Genomic DNA, 15453 nt, shown 5'->3' on the forward strand with positions numbered 1-15453 from the left:
TGAGGTTCACTTATGGAATACCAAATTGGTCAATTAGTTGAAGGTGTGATCACAGGAATTCAACCATATGGTGCTTTTTTACAGTTAGATGCGCATACGCAGGGATTGATTCATATTTCTGAATGTCGATCAGCCTATATTCAAAGTGTCGATGAGGAACTTAAAGTTGGGGATGTAGTTAAAGTTGTAGTCTTAAATATCGATCATTATTCAAAGAAGATATCTTTATCCCGTCGAGAAACGTTACTAGAAGCAAGTCAACGATCGATTGTAGTGAAAAAGCATCCTAATAAAGGAAAAATCCATTATTGGACCAATCAATATACAGAATATGGTTTTAAGACGATTACTGAATCATATCCGGTAATGCTGCAAGAAGCGTTAGGACGTTTAAAATAGATTGATAATTTAATTGTCGATTGGAATTGAAAGGACATTTATAGTATGTCATTAATTGCAGGAACGATTTATTTTACTAGAGGGGATCAAACATTCTTTTTAGTTACTGATCAACCCGCCTCTAAATTTTTCACAGTAAGAATGCATCGACACAAAAATGATACTGCACTAGGTGCATTATTAACTGGAATTCGTAATGAGTTGGGAATTGACCCTGAAACATTGCGATTAGGCGAATTAGGTGCTTGGCATACACAAGGGTTATCGGTTCAAGATGATTTAATCTCACTTTATACGTTAGAATTACTTGATGAAAGTACGCTTAACTTAGAGCGCTTAAGTAATTTAGGAATGTCTTTTGCTAGTGCAGGTAGTCTATCAAAACTTATTACAAAGGTAGATGTAACTGGTGTGGCAAGGCTAGAATAATTGAATAATAATTGGCATTTTGAGTATCCCTAAACTAAACTTAGAGATACTACGAAATGCTTTTTTATTTGTATGTACCAAATTGATTGAAATAAATTTCTTAAAAGTGTTGACATGTTTCTTTAAATTGAGTATTATTATTAAGTTGTCTTTTGGCAGGAAATAAATTTAAAAATTTCCATCTCTAAAAAACATTTATAAAAAGTGTTGACATTGAGTTTTGAACGTTGTATACTTATAAACGTTGTTAAAAAGCAACAGAAAATAGTTCTTTGAAAACTAAATAACGTTTCGATGAAACAAATGTGCAGGTGTGTCTCATATTTATAATATGGAAGATACAAACATTTGCGAAGTCAATTTCGCTAGTAAATTCGTTTAACAACTGTTAAACAACAAAAAAAAGATTGAGTTATACTCAAGCTTTTCAATTTTAAATTGAGAGTTTGATCCTGGCTCAGGATGAACGCTGGCGGCGTGCCTAATACATGCAAGTCGAACGTATTGTGGTTGAAATGATATGAAGAACTTGTTCAGATTTGATTTTCAACATTGCAATGAGTGGCGAACGGGTGAGTAACACGTGGGAAACCTACCTCTTAGCAGGGGATAACATTTGGAAACAAATGCTAATACCGTATAATAATTAAAACCGCATGGTTTTAGTTTAAAAGATGGTCTTGCTATCACTAAGAGATGGTCCCGCGGTGTATTAGTTAGTTGGTGAGGTAATGGCTCACCAAGACAATGATACATAGCCGAGTTGAGAGACTGACCGGCCACAATGGGACTGAGACACGGCCCATACTCCTACGGGAGGCAGCAGTAGGGAATCTTCCACAATGGACGAAAGTCTGATGGAGCAACGCCGCGTGTGTGATGAAGGGTTTCGGCTCGTAAAACACTGTTGTAAGAGAAGAATGACATTGAGAGTAACTGTTCAATGTGTGACGGTATCTTACCAGAAAGGAACGGCTAAATACGTGCCAGCAGCCGCGGTAATACGTATGTTCCAAGCGTTATCCGGATTTATTGGGCGTAAAGCGAGCGCAGACGGTTATTTAAGTCTGAAGTGAAAGCCCTCGGCTCAACCGAGGAATTGCTTTGGAAACTGGATAACTTGAGTGCAGTAGAGGAAAGTGGAACTCCATGTGTAGCGGTGAAATGCGTAGATATATGGAAGAACACCAGTGGCGAAGGCGGCTTTCTGGACTGTAACTGACGTTGAGGCTCGAAAGTGTGGGTAGCAAACAGGATTAGATACCCTGGTAGTCCACACTGTAAACGATGAGTGCTAGTTGTTCGAGGGTTTCCGCCCTTGAGTGACGAAGCTAACGCATTAAGCACTCCGCCTGGGGAGTACGACCGCAAGGTTGAAACTCAAAGGAATTGACGGGGACCCGCACAAGCGGTGGAGCATGTGGTTTAATTCGAAGCAACGCGAAGAACCTTACCAGGTCTTGACATCCTTTGACCACTCCAGAGATGGAGCTTTCCCTTCGGGGACAAAGTGACAGGTGGTGCATGGTTGTCGTCAGCTCGTGTCGTGAGATGTTGGGTTAAGTCCCGCAACGAGCGCAACCCTTATTGTTAGTTGCCAGCATTTAGTTGGGCACTCTAGCAAGACTGCCGGTGACAAACCGGAGGAAGGCGGGGATGACGTCAAATCATCATGCCCCTTATGACCTGGGCTACACACGTGCTACAATGGCAAGTACAACGAGTCGCCAACCCGCGAGGGTGCGCAAATCTCTTAAAGCTTGTCTCAGTTCGGACTGTAGGCTGCAACTCGCCTACACGAAGTCGGAATCGCTAGTAATCGCGGATCAGCACGCCGCGGTGAATACGTTCCCGGGTCTTGTACACACCGCCCGTCACACCATGAGAGTTTGTAACACCCAAAGTCGGTGAGGTAACCTTTTATTAGGAGCCAGCCGCCTAAGGTGGGACAGATGATTAGGGTGAAGTCGTAACAAGGTAGCCGTAGGAGAACCTGCGGCTGGATCACCTCCTTTCTAAGGAAAATCGGAAACCTGCATATTCGTTGAAACGTTATTTAGTTTTGAGAGAATTATCTCTCTACAATTAGTTCTTTGAAAACTGAATCATATTTAAGTAAATTTTAAAAATTTCAATTATATTGAATAATAATATAAATTGAACCGAGTAAATCAATAGTTGATCATCGCAATGATGATTGACAGTGAATTACACCGCGTTATTTTTTGAGTTTTTTAATTAGTTCATCACAATATTTATATTGTGGTAATCGCAAGTGACCGTTAGGTCGCATACTCAAGCTTGAATCATCAACGAAAGTTGATCGGTTAAGTTATTAAGGGCGCATGGTGAATGCCTTGGCACTAGGAGCCGATGAAGGACGGTACTAACACCGATATGCTTCGGGGAGCTGTAAGTAAGCTTTGATCCGGAGATTTCCGAATGGGGGAACCCAACTTGTTATGCAAGTTATCACTAGTTGAATATATAGACTAGTTGAAGGTAGACGTTGTGAACTGAAACATCTCATTAGCAACAGGAGTAGAAAGAAATATCGATTCCGTCAGTAGCGGCGAGCGAACCCGGAAGAGCCCAAACCAAAGTGCTTGCACTTTGGGGTTGTAGGACTACCGTTGTGGAGTTACAAAATTGTATGTTAGTCGAAGTGGTTGGGAAACCACGCGAAACAAGGTGATAGCCCTGTAGACGAAAACGTACAATCTCCCGTGTAGGATCCTGAGTACGGCCGGACACGTGAAATCCGGTCGGAATCTGGGAGGACCATCTCCCAAGGCTAAATACTACCTAGTGACCGATAGTGAACCAGTACCGTGAGGGAAAGGTGAAAAGCACCCCGGAAGGGGAGTGAAAAAGTTCCTGAAACCATGTGCCTACAAGAAGTCAGAGCCCGTTAATGGGTGATGGCGTGCCTTTTGTAGAATGAACCGGCGAGTTATGATTACATGCAAGGTTAAGGTGGAAAGACCGGAGCCGTAGCGAAAGCGAGTCTGAAATGGGCGACATAGTATGTAGTTGTAAACCCGAAACCAGGTGACCTACCCATGTCCAGGGTGAAGGTGTGGTAAGACGCACTGGAGGCCCGAACCTGTGCATGTTGAAAAATGCTAGGATGAGGTGTGGGTAGAGGTGAAATTCCAATCGAACTTGGAGATAGCTGGTTCTCTCCGAAATAGCTTTAGGGCTAGCCTCGGAATGTAGCGTATTGGAGGTAGAGCACTGTTTTGGTGCGGGGCCCATCTCGGGTTACCAAATTAAGATAAACTCCGAATGCCAATTACGTATGTCCGGGAGTCAGACAGTGAGTGATAAGATCCATTGTCGAAAGGGGAACAGCCCAGATCGTCAGTTAAGGTCCCTAAGTGTGTGTTAAGTGGAAAAGGATGTGGAGTTGCATAGACAACTAGGATGTTGGCTCAGAAGCAGCCACCATTTAAAGAGTGCGTAATAGCTCACTAGTCGAGTGATTCTGCGCCGAAAATGTACCGGGGCTAAACACACCACCGAAACTACGGGTGCCACGTAAGTGGCGCGATAGGAGAGCGTTCTATGGGCAATGAAGTCAGACCGTGAGGACTGGTGGAGCGCATAGAAGTGAGAATGCCGGTATGAGTAGCGAAAGACAGGTGAGAATCCTGTCCACCGAATGACTAAGGTTTCCTGGGGAAGGCTCGTCCTCCCAGGGTTAGTCGGGACCTAAGGCGAGGCCGAAAGGCGTAGTCGATGGATAACTGGTTGAGATTCCAGTACCAGGTGAACATGTTTGAACGATGGAGGGACGCAGAAGGCTAATGGATCCCAGCGACTGGAAGTGCTGGGTTAAATCACAAGTTTTGGGAGTAGTTAAATGCTTATCCCTTTAAGAACAAGTGATGATGAGGATCGAAATAAAGTAGAGAAGTCCATGATGTCACGCTGCCGAGAAAAGCTTCTAGTTAGTGTTTACCTGCCCGTACCGCAAACCGACACAGGTAGTCGAGGAGAGAATCCTAAGGTGTGCGAGTGAACTCTCGTTAAGGAACTCGGCAAAATGACCCCGTAACTTCGGGAGAAGGGGTGCTCAGCGCAAGCTGAGCCGCAGTGAATAGGCCCAGGCGACTGTTTATCAAAAACACAGGTTTCTGCAAAATCGAAAGATGACGTATAGGGGCTGACGCCTGCCCGGTGCTGGAAGGTTAAAAGGAGTGCTTAGCTTCGGCGAAGGTGCGAATTGAAGCCCCAGTAAACGGCGGCCGTAACTATAACGGTCCTAAGGTAGCGAAATTCCTTGTCGGGTAAGTTCCGACCCGCACGAAAGGCGTAACGATCTGGGCACTGTCTCAACGAGAGACTCGGTGAAATTTAAATACCCGTGAAGATGCGGGTTACCCGCGACAGGACGGAAAGACCCCATGGAGCTTTACTGTAGCTTGATATTGAGTGCTTGTGCAGCTTGTACAGAATAGGTAGGAGCCGTAGAAATCGGAACGCTAGTTTCGATGGAGGCAATAGTGGGATACTATCCTCGTTGTATGATCACTCTAACTCACACCACTAATCGTGGTGGAAGACAGTGTCTGGCAGGCAGTTTGACTGGGGCGGTCGCCTCCTAAAAGGTAACGGAGGCGCTCAAAGGTTCGCTCAGAATGGTTGGAAATCATTCGGAGAGTGTAAAGGCATAAGCGAGCTTGACTGCGAGACTAACAGGTCGAGCAGGTACGAAAGTAGGACTTAGTGATCCGGTGGTTCCGCATGGAAGGGCCATCGCTCAACGGATAAAAGCTACCCTGGGGATAACAGGCTTATCTCCCCCAAGAGTCCACATCGACGGGGAGGTTTGGCACCTCGATGTCGGCTCATCGCATCCTGGGGCTGTAGTCGGTCCCAAGGGTTGGGCTGTTCGCCCATTAAAGCGGTACGCGAGCTGGGTTCAGAACGTCGTGAGACAGTTCGGTCCCTATCCGTCGCGGGCGTAGGAAATTTGAGAGGAGCTGCCCTTAGTACGAGAGGACCGGGGTGGACGTACCACTGGTGTATCAGTTGTTCCGCCAGGAGCATCGCTGAGTAGCTATGTACGGATGAGATAAACGCTGAAAGCATCTAAGTGTGAAACTCGCCTCGAGATGAGATTTCCCATTCGAAAGAAGTAAGACCCCTTATAGATGATGAGGTAGATAGGCTAGAAGTGGAAGTACCGTGAGGTATGGAGCGGACTAGTACTAATGGTTCGAGGACTTAACCAAGTTGAATACGACGTGGTGGTTCGTTTATATTTATTTTTAAAAAAACACTTGACAATATGGTTCAGTTTTGAGAAAATTAATTCTCGTAAGCGTGTCGTAACGATAGCACTGAGGTCACACCTGTTCCCATCCCGAACACAGAAGTTAAGCTCAGTCACGCCGAAAGTAGTTGGAGGATCGCCTCCTGCGAGGATAGGAAGTTGCGACGCAATCATGGACGTTTAGCTCAGCTGGGAGAGCACCTGCCTTACAAGCAGGGGGTCACAGGTTCGATCCCTGTAACGTCCATTGGATCGTTAGCTCAGTTGGTAGAGCAGTGGACTTTTAATCCATTTGTCCAGGGTTCGAACCCCTGACGATCCATTGCCGAAAGGCATTATAAAAATGGCAATTACCATTGCCGACTTAGCTCAGTTGGTAGAGCATCGCTCTTGTAAAGCGGAGGTCGAAGGTTCGAACCCTTTAGTCGGCATTGCTGGATTGGCGGAATAGGTAGACGCAGGGGACTTAAAATCCCCCGATGGAAACATCGTGCCGGTTCGATTCCGGCATCCAGCATTTAACATATAATAACGCACCTATAGCGCAATTGGATAGAGTGTCTGACTACGAATCAGAAGGTTGCAGGTTCGACTCCTGCTAGGTGCATTTAGTCTTAAGGACTAATTATAAAATTTAATATCGGGACGTAGCTCAGCTTGGTAGAGCACCTGGTTTGGGACCAGGGGGTCGCAGGTTCGAATCCTGTCGTCCCGATTCTATAATGATTAAATATTATTATATTTCGCGGTGTAGCTCAGCTGGCTAGAGCGTCCGGTTCATACCCGGGAGGTCGAGGGTTCGATCCCCCCCGCCGCGATTTGACTTAACCAAGGACCTTTAGCTCAGTTGGTTAGAGCAGACGGCTCATAACCGTCCGGTCGTCGGTTCGAGTCCGACAGGGTCCATAGTGTTTGATGGATTTTGTTACTTATTGTATTATGGAGATGTACCCAAGTCTGGCTGAAGGGAACGGTCTTGAAAACCGTCAGGTCGGGAAACCGGCGCGTGGGTTCGAATCCCACCATCTCCTTTGTTTCATTTAATATTATTATCGCGGGTTGGAGCAGTCTGGTAGCTCGTCGGGCCCATAACCCGAAGGTCGTAGGTTCAAATCCTACACCCGCAATTTGGTCGCATGGTCTAGTTGGCTAGGACGCCTGCCTGTCACGCAGGAGATCACGGGTTCGAACCCCGTTGTGACCGTTATAATGGCTCGGTAGCTCAGTTGGTAGAGCATACGATTGAAGCTCGTAGTGTCGGGGGTTCGATTCCCTTCCGCGCCATTGGCTTTAAAGCCATTTTAAATTTTAATTAAGCGGATGTAGTACAATGGCTAGTGCTCCAGCCTTCCAAGCTGAGAATGCGGGTTCGATTCCCGTCATCCGCTTTCCATGTTAAAGTAATGTGGAAAGGGTATTTACAAACTTAATTAAGCGGATGTAGTACAATGGCTAGTGCTCCAGCCTTCCAAGCTGAGAATGCGGGTTCGATTCCCGTCATCCGCTCTATGGGCCTGTAGCTCAGCTGGTTAGAGCGCTGTGTTGATAACGCAGAGGTCACAGGTTCGAGTCCTGTCAGGCCCATTTGTTTAATAGAATGTTAAACATTTGGGGACATACTCAAGAGGCTGAAGAGGCGCCCCTGCTAAGGGTGTAGGTCGGGAAACTGGCGCGAGGGTTCGAATCCCTCTGTCTCCGTTATAATAAAATAAATTATTAAAAACTCCGTTATATCATGCTAATTGCTGGTATAACGGAGTTTATTTTTGTTAGTAAAGATTCAAAAAGATTCAAATTGAATTTATTAGAATACATAGCTTAGTGTGCATTTTTTTGAAATCATATAAAAAAGAAAATAAAGCAAAAATTTGTTTGATGTATAAATTCATAAAAATATTTTTTAAATATCAATTGAAATATAATGACACTTAGTTTGTTATTCATATCCTGATAAGAATAATGTCTTAACAATATGAATAATTTTCTATTGACATTATTAGATGATCGAAACAATAAATTAAGGTCTTGTGTTGTATGCGTTTCCCCAATATACTTGAAACTATCTTAAAGGAGAGTGGGGATTGCGATGATTATTAAGGGTGAGATACTCAAGCATCAAAGAGAATCAATGGGGTTAAGTCAAAGATCATTAGCTGATGGAATTTGCCATCAATCATTAATTTCACGAATGGAAAGTGAAAGTCATATAACTAGTATGGTGATATTACAGGAGTTATGTCATCGTTTACAAATTGACTTAGATCAAATTGTTTCCTTGGAAGAACCCAATTATTTGAATTTGAATGCAGTGCGTAGTGCCTTAAATGTTGGAAACTATGGAATAGCGCGGCAATTACTCAAAAAGCAATGTAATATTAAACATTTGCCGGATGAAGCAAAACCTCTATTTCATACACTCCATGCTCAATTAGATCTCAGTGCACGCAATTTTTTTGGAGCACTTAATGATTTACAGAGTGCTAGTGTAGCGGTCACGCCTTTACAACGAAATCTAATTTTAGAAATTGAGATGGTGACCACAGAAGTTTGGTTAAAATTAAAAGACTGTGATAAAGCACGTTATTCCAATTCTATTGCACTTAAAAAATTACGTAATTTTCAAGGCATTAAACATAGTGTCTTAGACAATAACATAATTGTTGGAATTTATCGACAAAGCGCGCAACTTGAATTAGAGCAAAAGTCATTGGTGGTAGCAGAAAAATTTTTAAGACAAGCACGTGAATATGCGTCTAAAGTCACTTTAACTGCTGAACTGGTGCGCTTAAATTTAGTAGAAGGACGTTTAAAAAAATTACAAAATGAAAAGAGAGAATCATGCAAAGCCTATATCCGTGCTTATACTGGTGCGGAACAACTAGGTGATACAGTTATGATGGATGATATTAAACCCTTTTTAGCTGAACATAAAATTGATTATTTTGATTAAGGTCATCTTAACTTAAATTTGGTATCATATAGACAATAGCCTTCAAAATTAAGATAGATAAAATTGAGGGATTTGGGCAGGTAGTATGATGGCAAAAAAAAGAAATAAATGGATTAAAAAATTTAATTTAAAAAAAGTGTTTGTTAAAAAAGGACGTCTACAGGTTGGACGGGTTTTGATTGTACTATGCTTGTTATTGTTGGGGGTAAGTCGCGTGTCAGATCTGTTACATTATCAGCCCAGTCAGAGCGTGGATGTTAGTAAGTTACCAATGAATAAACTTACTAAGCAACAGTTTATTCAAAGAATTGCTCCTGAAGCTCAAGATATTCAAACGCAAACAGGAATTCGTGCATCAATTAGTATTGCACAAGCTGGTTTGGAATCGGACTGGGGTAAATCGACTTTGGCGTATAAATACAATAACTTTTTTGGGGTTAAAGCCTCAAGTGGAATGCAAAGTATTGATTTATCAACTAGTGAATATATTGATAATAAATGGGTACAAGTTAAGGCACCTTTTCGAGTTTATAGTTCATGGCAAGCCTCAATGGAAGATCATGCTGATCTATTGTTAAAAGGAACAACGGATAACCCTAATCGTTATGCTAGAGTGGTTTCAGGAAGTAATGTGGAAGAGTCCGCTCAAGCATTAGTGGATGGCGGATATGCAACTGACCCAGATTATGCAGTAAAGCTGATAGATATTATAAAGACTTATAACTTAACGCAATATGATCATTAAGGAGTAAAGAAAATGCAAATTTTACCAGGAAGCACCATTGGTATACTTGGTGATAATACAAATAATGCACCTTTAATTCGGCATGCACATAAGATGGGGTTAAATGTTGCTTTATTTACCGAAAAAAAGTATGAAAATTATCGAACAGAATCCGATTATTGGTTCATGGGGGCCGATCAATGGACTGACTTTATTGGCTTATCAACGGTAATTATTTATAATCAAAATTGGTTGTCATTTCAAATGATGGATCGCTTAGCTGAAATTGATTTACCACAAGGGACAACCTTATTAGAATTAACGAGTGATGCCACTTTGTTAAGAGGACTCTTTGAAGAAAATGCAATAAATATCTTGCCATATCAGTTGGCTAGTACATTAGATGAAGTAGCATTGGCTGCTAGTGCTTTAACATACCCCGTGAGAGTTAAATCGATCTTTAAGACTGGTCAAAATAGTAAATCAGTTATTCTAATGGGGTCTTGGGATTTGGGCCTAGTTGCGCCTCTAATTGATGGGGGACAGTTATTAGTTGAAACTTGGGCAGTTGACGCCAAACAGATTAGTTTACCTATAGTAATTGACCAAAAAGACCAATATGTTAGTTATCCACTTCTAGAAGTCACTACTCAACAAGGGGTTAAACAATTAGCATCTGGGATCAGACTTGAAGAAGATATGGAACAAGCCTTATATGAGACGACGTCTGAAATTTTAAAGACTATTCAATATGTTGGAGCGTTAACTATCAATTTCTTGGTTACACCAGAAAACAATTTATATGTACATGATATTATTACTGGAATTAACCCAGGACAATTAGTATCTGAGGTGGGTGAAAACTCGGATATTGCCTTGCAAATGTTACGGGCAATTACAGGTCAAGCTTTACTACCAATTGAAAATAATGTTAAAAATAAGATCTTATCTCGCAGTATTGAGCCGGAACACCTACCTCGTTTATACACACAGTGGGAAATTCGTGATAATTGGATACTAACGGTTTACCCGAATATTAATGCTAAAGGAGTTGTGGGTGAAGTTGTTGCGATAGGTGATAGCTGGGATAAATTACAAACTCAATTCGATGTATCAGGTATTTGGTTTATTGATGAAGAAATTAATGATTAGAAATAAAAATTAAAAGCCCAATGAATTCTGATGAGAGAAAGCATTGGGCTTATCTATTTTAAGCATTAAATTTAAATAATGTAAAAAACGGTAATGAAGGCACTTGTAAGAGCTAGAAGTAACATTAAGTAAACGAAAACTTGTAATGTTTTAGCCATACGTGATTTTTTCTTTTTGGGCATATTTTCTCTCTTTCTAATCGTTCGTCTGAAATATATTGTAACAAACGTTTTTTAATTTGAGTAGGATTACATGCTATAATAAAAAAATTAGTGAAAGGAGAATTGATATGTTTTCAATATTTGATTGGAAGCTTGGTTTGGGAGCGATCTTAATTATTTGGATCTTTTTGAATCTGGGTCATTCATTACCGTTAATAAAAATGATTCCAAAGCATATCAAACCTCTTAGTATTGTTGTTCCATTATTTTGGTGGGAAATTGGCGCCATTTCCTTTCAGAGTTGGCAATTAGCATTTATACCCTATCTTTTTTTAATGTTTATATTATGGGGAATTGCACTTGCTGTATTTCAAGGATTTTTAGGGCAACATTATACATTTAGACGCTTTATCAGAGTATGGTGGAGAATTATTGAATTAACCACATTAATTACTCTGATTATTTTTATCATTATGGGTTGGGGGCATTAAGCAAAATGGAAAAGATTAATGGAATTGTGAAAAGTTGGAATGAAAAAGACGGTTATGGGTATATTGAGGTTCCCAATGAAGATGATGTTTTTGTGCATTTTTCAGGAATTGAAGACCGAAATCGTAACCTTGAAATTGGCGAAAATGTTAAGTTAGTAGTTATTAACGGTGTACGTGGAGCACAAGCTGCTTTAGTGAGCCGTGACTTGGGAGAAGAATAATTAAAGATTTAGAAATTAAAGAATATGAAGAAAAGGTTTTAAATGAAGAAACCGTATATGCAGGGCATATTATTGATGTTGTAAAAGAGACTGTCGAATTACCTAATGGAACATCTGCTAGCCGAGATATTGTACATCATGTACCGGCTGTGGCTATTATTGTAATCAATCAGGATGACCAGATTTTAGTCGTACATCAATGGCGTGCTGCAGTACGTGCTATGACTATTGAGATACCGGCTGGTAAAATGGATAAACGTGATCTTAAACCCATTGAAACGGCAGTTCGTGAATTAAATGAAGAGGTTCGTTTAGAAGCTGGTGAATTACAATTAATTACTAATTTTTATTCATCAATTGGATTTGCTGATGAAAAAATTTTCATCTATTATGCTACCAATTTAACACCGGTAAAAAAAGCTTTACCTCAAGATGCAGACGAACAATTAATGCTAGAATGGGTAGACTTTTCAACAATGGAACAAATGTTTAAAAATGGAGAATTAAATGATGCTAAAACTAGTTTCGCTTTTCTATATTGGCAAAGTTTAAGACTAAAGGCGGCAAAATAATATGAATAAACCGTGGGAAAATTTTAAGTATAATCCTTTTAACCGAAAAAAAACATTATCTGCTGAGGAAGAAACAGAAAGTGTTTTTGAACAGTTAAAAAGGTATTCTGGGGAAGATTTAAAAAAGCCTTTGACACGAGCAGAGAACCGTTTAACCCACAAAGGTAAATTTGAAATTGATCCGGAAACTAGAAAATTAACGCCAACTGGTAAAACTGACCGACTTAAATATCGGTTGAATTGGATTATTTTATGGTTAGTACTAGGTTGTGTAATTACATGGTTGGTTTTGTTTTTTCTATAAGAATAAAAAATTAATCTATTAAGTGAAAAATTTAAATAGACATATCAAGAGGTAATCTAAATGAGATACGGAATTATAAATGCTGAACAGACCGAAATGGATGGATTACTGGCAGCAATGAAAAATGAAACCATTAAAACAATTCAAGGTGTTGATTTTCACGAAGGCTTGATTGGATCAAACGAGGTTGTGGTGGTTAATGGTGGGATTGGAAAAGTAGCTGCAGCCTTAACAGCAACGTTATTATTATCACAATTTGAAATTGATCGAGTGATTAATTCGGGCTCAGCTGGTGCTTTAGGGGATGGTCTTAAAATTGGTGATATCGTGGTCGCTGATGAATTAGCCTACTTCGATGCAGATGCGCAAGTCTTTGGATATGAATATGGACAAGTTCCACAACAACCAGCACGTTTTACAGCTGATGTAGAATTAGTTTCAGGGTTGATTGCTTCTTATCAAGATCAACAAGCACAAGTTAAAGCTGGGTTGATTGTTTCGGGAGATACTTTTATTAATTCTGTGGAACAAAAGCAAGCGATTAAAGCTCATTTTCCAACAGTTCAATCTGGTGAAATGGAAGGGGCAGCGATTGCGCAAGTTGCTACTCAATTTAAAATCCCATTTGCAGTAGTTCGTGCAATTTCAGATAATGCAAATGGTGAGGCTGGAATGTCATATGACGAATTTGTCGTGGCTGCTGGAGAACAATCAGCAAAAGTTTTAATCGATTTTTTGGCCTAGGAATCAAGTCTTGTTAATGACGGGCTAAAATGCTATGATGAGTAGTGTAAATAAAAGCTCTTAATCGAGTGGTCTGGGAAACATTTTCTAGACCGCTCATTTTTTTGGAGAAGCTCATAATTTAAATTAAATTTTTATTAATGAATAAAGGAGGAGTCCTATGTCAGAAATTATTGAAAAAGTCCGGAATGTGATTGAACCAGTACTTGATGAACAAGGCTATATGCTTTGGGCGATTGAATATGATCGAATGGATGATGATATGGTTTTACGAGCCTTAGTTGATCGTAAAAGTGGTTCCATTAATATGGATGATTTAGTTCATTTAACTGAGATCATCGGAGAATTGGTTGATACGATTCAACCTGATCCGTTTCCAGATGCTTACATGCTAGATGTTTCATCACCAGGAGCTGAACGTAAATTAGTGCAGTTACGTGATTATGAATGGGCTTTGAATCAAAAAATTGTCCTAACTTTGAAACAACAAGCTGCTAATGATGATGACTTGATTGGCGAATTAATTGAAATTCAAAATGATGGTGTAGTTATTAAGCAAACAATCAAGAATAAAAACATTTCGACTCCTGTAGCTTGGACCGAAATTAAAGGTGCTAAGTTAGCCTTAGTTCAAGATCGTAGTTTAAATTCAGATGAAGATTTTGCATGGGCTTTAAATAAGATGGTTCAAGTAAATACTTATCAAAAAATTGATGGTGAAAAAGTCTTTAAGGGTGAGTTGATAGACTTTGATGCAGATCAATTAGTCATTGAGTCCGAAGAGCAATCAGTGTCTGTTCCAAGGCCAGCGATTGCCAAAGCTCGTCAAGTAAGCGCAGATTAATAAGTGGAGATAAAAAAATGAGTAAAGAAATCGTTGCAGCGTTAGACGCATTAGAGACGGAACGTGGAATTCAATCAGAAGTTTTAATCGATGCTATTGAAGTTGCTTTAGCTAAAGCTTATGAAGAAAACTATGATGACGCAACTAATGTTGAAGTAAATTTTGACCGTAAAAAAGGTAACATTAAAGTTTATCAAATTAAGACCGTGGTATCAGAAGAAGAATTAGAAAATCATAATTTACAAATTAGTTTAGAAGAAGCACATAAATTACATAAAGATTATGAAATTGGGGATGAAATTAAATTTGAAGTAACCCCCGGTGACTTTGGTCGTTTGGCCGCTGGAAAAGCTAAGCAAATTATTATTCAAAAAGTTCGTGAAGCCGAACGAATGAAGGTTTACAATGAATATAAAGATGACTTAGATGAGGTGATCACGGGTGAAGTGGCTTATCAGGATAATCGTTACTTATATGTAACATTACCTGGCGGAAAAGAAGCAGCTATGAAGACTCAAGATCAAATGACTAATGAAAGTTATCGAAATGGCGATCTAATTAAAGTCCTTTTGACTGAAGTAGAGCAAGAAACAAAACGTGGACCACAAATCTTCGTTTCTCGGACGGCTCCTAATTTGGTAAAACGTTTGTTTGAGGCTGAAGTTCCTGAAGTTCAAGATGGAACGGTTGAAATCAAAGCAATTGCACGTGAAGCTGGTGACCGTTCAAAGGTTGCAGTCGTTTCATATAATGAAAACTTAGATGCTGTTGGTACAATGATTGGACAACGTGGTGCACGAGTTCAAACGGTGATTTCTGAATTATCTGGAGAAAACTTAGATATCATTCAATGGTCAGAAGATCCAACAGAATTTATTGTGAACGCCCTACGGACGACCGATAAGGCTGAGGTATTGGAAGTAATCTTTGACCCATCTAATGATCGTGGTGTTACTGTTTTGGTTCCAGATGATCAGCTTTCACTTTTCATTGGGAAGCGTGGTCAAAATGCTCGCTTAGCAGCTAAATTGACTAATTTTTCAATTGATATTAAGCCAGAGGCACAACGTGACGTAGTATATGCTGAAATGGAAGAAAAGGTTGGAACAGTTGGGACTAAGCCAACAATGAATGAGGCCGAAAAAGCTTTTGAAGAACTTGACCTAAACTAGAGTTTGGAG

At 40.4% G+C, this 15453-nt stretch carries 12 protein-coding genes, 16 tRNA genes and 3 rRNA genes; all 31 read left to right on the forward strand.

Going from position 1 to position 15453, the window contains the following annotated elements; all coding sequences use genetic code 11:
* Positions 1-12 precede the first annotated feature (12 nt).
* The 31 genes from JC2156_RS01870 (at position 13) to nusA (ending at position 15444) form a co-directional block, all read left to right on the forward strand.
* Positions 13-399: a CvfD/Ygs/GSP13 family RNA-binding post-transcriptional regulator gene (locus JC2156_RS01870; protein ID WP_006845145.1), complete on the forward strand. Its 387-nt coding sequence runs from the start codon at positions 13-15 to the stop codon at positions 397-399.
* Between the two features lie 45 nt (positions 400-444).
* A complete protein-coding gene (locus JC2156_RS01875; RefSeq protein ID WP_006845146.1) occupies positions 445-828 on the forward strand; it encodes a hypothetical protein in 384 nt (127 codons plus the stop codon).
* A 434-nt stretch (positions 829-1262) separates the two neighbouring features.
* Positions 1263-2843 (forward strand): 16S ribosomal RNA (locus JC2156_RS01880).
* 310 nt (positions 2844-3153) lie between these two features.
* Positions 3154-6068 (forward strand): 23S ribosomal RNA (locus JC2156_RS01885).
* A 92-nt stretch (positions 6069-6160) separates the two neighbouring features.
* A 5S ribosomal RNA gene (gene rrf / locus JC2156_RS01890) occupies positions 6161-6277 on the forward strand.
* Together the 16S, 23S and 5S rRNA genes with 16 tRNA genes alongside form the textbook arrangement of a ribosomal RNA operon.
* Before the next feature lie 6 nt (positions 6278-6283).
* Positions 6284-6356: transfer RNA gene (locus tag JC2156_RS01895), tRNA-Val, on the forward strand.
* 2 nt (positions 6357-6358) lie between these two features.
* A tRNA-Lys gene (locus JC2156_RS01900) sits at positions 6359-6431 on the forward strand.
* A gap of 36 nt (positions 6432-6467) precedes the next feature.
* Positions 6468-6540, forward strand: a tRNA-Thr gene (locus JC2156_RS01905).
* 2 nt (positions 6541-6542) lie between these two features.
* Positions 6543-6626 (forward strand) — tRNA-Leu (locus tag JC2156_RS01910).
* 16 nt (positions 6627-6642) lie between these two features.
* Positions 6643-6716, forward strand: a tRNA-Arg gene (locus JC2156_RS01915).
* Between the two features lie 34 nt (positions 6717-6750).
* A tRNA-Pro gene (locus JC2156_RS01920) sits at positions 6751-6824 on the forward strand.
* A 29-nt stretch (positions 6825-6853) separates the two neighbouring features.
* Positions 6854-6927 (forward strand) — tRNA-Met (locus JC2156_RS01925).
* A gap of 14 nt (positions 6928-6941) precedes the next feature.
* Positions 6942-7015, forward strand: a tRNA-Ile gene (locus JC2156_RS01930).
* A gap of 35 nt (positions 7016-7050) precedes the next feature.
* A tRNA-Ser gene (locus JC2156_RS01935) sits at positions 7051-7140 on the forward strand.
* 22 nt (positions 7141-7162) lie between these two features.
* Positions 7163-7236: transfer RNA gene (locus JC2156_RS01940), tRNA-Met, on the forward strand.
* Positions 7237-7239: 3 nt separating this feature from the next.
* Positions 7240-7313 (forward strand) — tRNA-Asp (locus tag JC2156_RS01945).
* Positions 7314-7320: 7 nt separating this feature from the next.
* Positions 7321-7393: transfer RNA gene (locus tag JC2156_RS01950), tRNA-Phe, on the forward strand.
* 32 nt (positions 7394-7425) lie between these two features.
* A tRNA-Gly gene (locus JC2156_RS01955) sits at positions 7426-7497 on the forward strand.
* 46 nt (positions 7498-7543) lie between these two features.
* Positions 7544-7615 (forward strand) — tRNA-Gly (locus JC2156_RS01960).
* 4 nt (positions 7616-7619) lie between these two features.
* Positions 7620-7693: transfer RNA gene (locus tag JC2156_RS01965), tRNA-Ile, on the forward strand.
* 26 nt (positions 7694-7719) lie between these two features.
* Positions 7720-7807, forward strand: a tRNA-Ser gene (locus JC2156_RS01970).
* A 388-nt stretch (positions 7808-8195) separates the two neighbouring features.
* Positions 8196-9059: a helix-turn-helix domain-containing protein gene (locus JC2156_RS01975; protein ID WP_006845147.1), complete on the forward strand. Its 864-nt coding sequence runs from the start codon at positions 8196-8198 to the stop codon at positions 9057-9059.
* Between the two features lie 88 nt (positions 9060-9147).
* Complete coding sequence (locus tag JC2156_RS01980; RefSeq protein WP_013989748.1) at positions 9148-9804, forward strand: glycoside hydrolase family 73 protein; 657 nt, start codon at positions 9148-9150, stop codon at positions 9802-9804.
* 12 nt (positions 9805-9816) lie between these two features.
* Positions 9817-10935: an ATP-grasp domain-containing protein gene (locus JC2156_RS01985; protein ID WP_006845149.1), complete on the forward strand. Its 1119-nt coding sequence runs from the start codon at positions 9817-9819 to the stop codon at positions 10933-10935.
* Between the two features lie 289 nt (positions 10936-11224).
* The gene (locus JC2156_RS01990) at positions 11225-11587 is read left to right on the forward strand and encodes a DUF3397 family protein (RefSeq protein WP_006845150.1); all 363 of its coding nucleotides are present in this window, start codon (positions 11225-11227) and stop codon (positions 11585-11587) included.
* A 5-nt stretch (positions 11588-11592) separates the two neighbouring features.
* Positions 11593-11808, forward strand: a complete 216-nt coding sequence (locus JC2156_RS01995; protein WP_006845151.1) for a cold-shock protein — start codon at positions 11593-11595, stop codon at positions 11806-11808.
* Positions 11809-11957: 149 nt separating this feature from the next.
* Complete coding sequence (locus tag JC2156_RS02000; protein ID WP_006845152.1) at positions 11958-12380, forward strand: NUDIX hydrolase; 423 nt, start codon at positions 11958-11960, stop codon at positions 12378-12380.
* Position 12381: 1 nt separating this feature from the next.
* Positions 12382-12684: a hypothetical protein gene (locus JC2156_RS02005; protein WP_006845153.1), complete on the forward strand. Its 303-nt coding sequence runs from the start codon at positions 12382-12384 to the stop codon at positions 12682-12684.
* Between the two features lie 60 nt (positions 12685-12744).
* A complete protein-coding gene (locus JC2156_RS02010; protein WP_006845154.1) occupies positions 12745-13428 on the forward strand; it encodes a 5'-methylthioadenosine/adenosylhomocysteine nucleosidase in 684 nt (227 codons plus the stop codon).
* Between the two features lie 160 nt (positions 13429-13588).
* Positions 13589-14272, forward strand: a complete 684-nt coding sequence (locus JC2156_RS02015) for a ribosome maturation factor (RefSeq protein WP_006845155.1) — start codon at positions 13589-13591, stop codon at positions 14270-14272.
* A 17-nt stretch (positions 14273-14289) separates the two neighbouring features.
* A complete protein-coding gene (gene nusA, locus JC2156_RS02020; RefSeq protein WP_006845156.1) occupies positions 14290-15444 on the forward strand; it encodes a transcription termination factor NusA in 1155 nt (384 codons plus the stop codon).
* Positions 15445-15453 lie beyond the last annotated feature (9 nt).

It is taken from the genome of Weissella koreensis KCTC 3621, assembly GCF_000277645.1.

What these genes read in the sequence shown, in the direction of transcription:
- JC2156_RS01870 (WP_006845145.1), top strand. Translation starts at nt 13, where the DNA reads ATGGAATACCAAATTGGTCAATTAGTTGAAGGTGTGATCACAGGAATT.
- JC2156_RS01875 (WP_006845146.1), top strand. Translation starts at nt 445, where the DNA reads ATGTCATTAATTGCAGGAACGATTTATTTTACTAGAGGGGATCAAACA.
- JC2156_RS01975 (WP_006845147.1), top strand. Translation starts at nt 8,196, where the DNA reads ATGATTATTAAGGGTGAGATACTCAAGCATCAAAGAGAATCAATGGGG.
- JC2156_RS01980 (WP_013989748.1), top strand. Translation starts at nt 9,148, where the DNA reads ATGGCAAAAAAAAGAAATAAATGGATTAAAAAATTTAATTTAAAAAAA.
- JC2156_RS01985 (WP_006845149.1), top strand. Translation starts at nt 9,817, where the DNA reads ATGCAAATTTTACCAGGAAGCACCATTGGTATACTTGGTGATAATACA.
- JC2156_RS01990 (WP_006845150.1), top strand. Translation starts at nt 11,225, where the DNA reads ATGTTTTCAATATTTGATTGGAAGCTTGGTTTGGGAGCGATCTTAATT.
- JC2156_RS01995 (WP_006845151.1), top strand. Translation starts at nt 11,593, where the DNA reads ATGGAAAAGATTAATGGAATTGTGAAAAGTTGGAATGAAAAAGACGGT.
- JC2156_RS02005 (WP_006845153.1), top strand. Translation starts at nt 12,382, where the DNA reads ATGAATAAACCGTGGGAAAATTTTAAGTATAATCCTTTTAACCGAAAA.
- JC2156_RS02010 (WP_006845154.1), top strand. Translation starts at nt 12,745, where the DNA reads ATGAGATACGGAATTATAAATGCTGAACAGACCGAAATGGATGGATTA.
- JC2156_RS02015 (WP_006845155.1), top strand. Translation starts at nt 13,589, where the DNA reads ATGTCAGAAATTATTGAAAAAGTCCGGAATGTGATTGAACCAGTACTT.
- nusA (WP_006845156.1), top strand. Translation starts at nt 14,290, where the DNA reads ATGAGTAAAGAAATCGTTGCAGCGTTAGACGCATTAGAGACGGAACGT.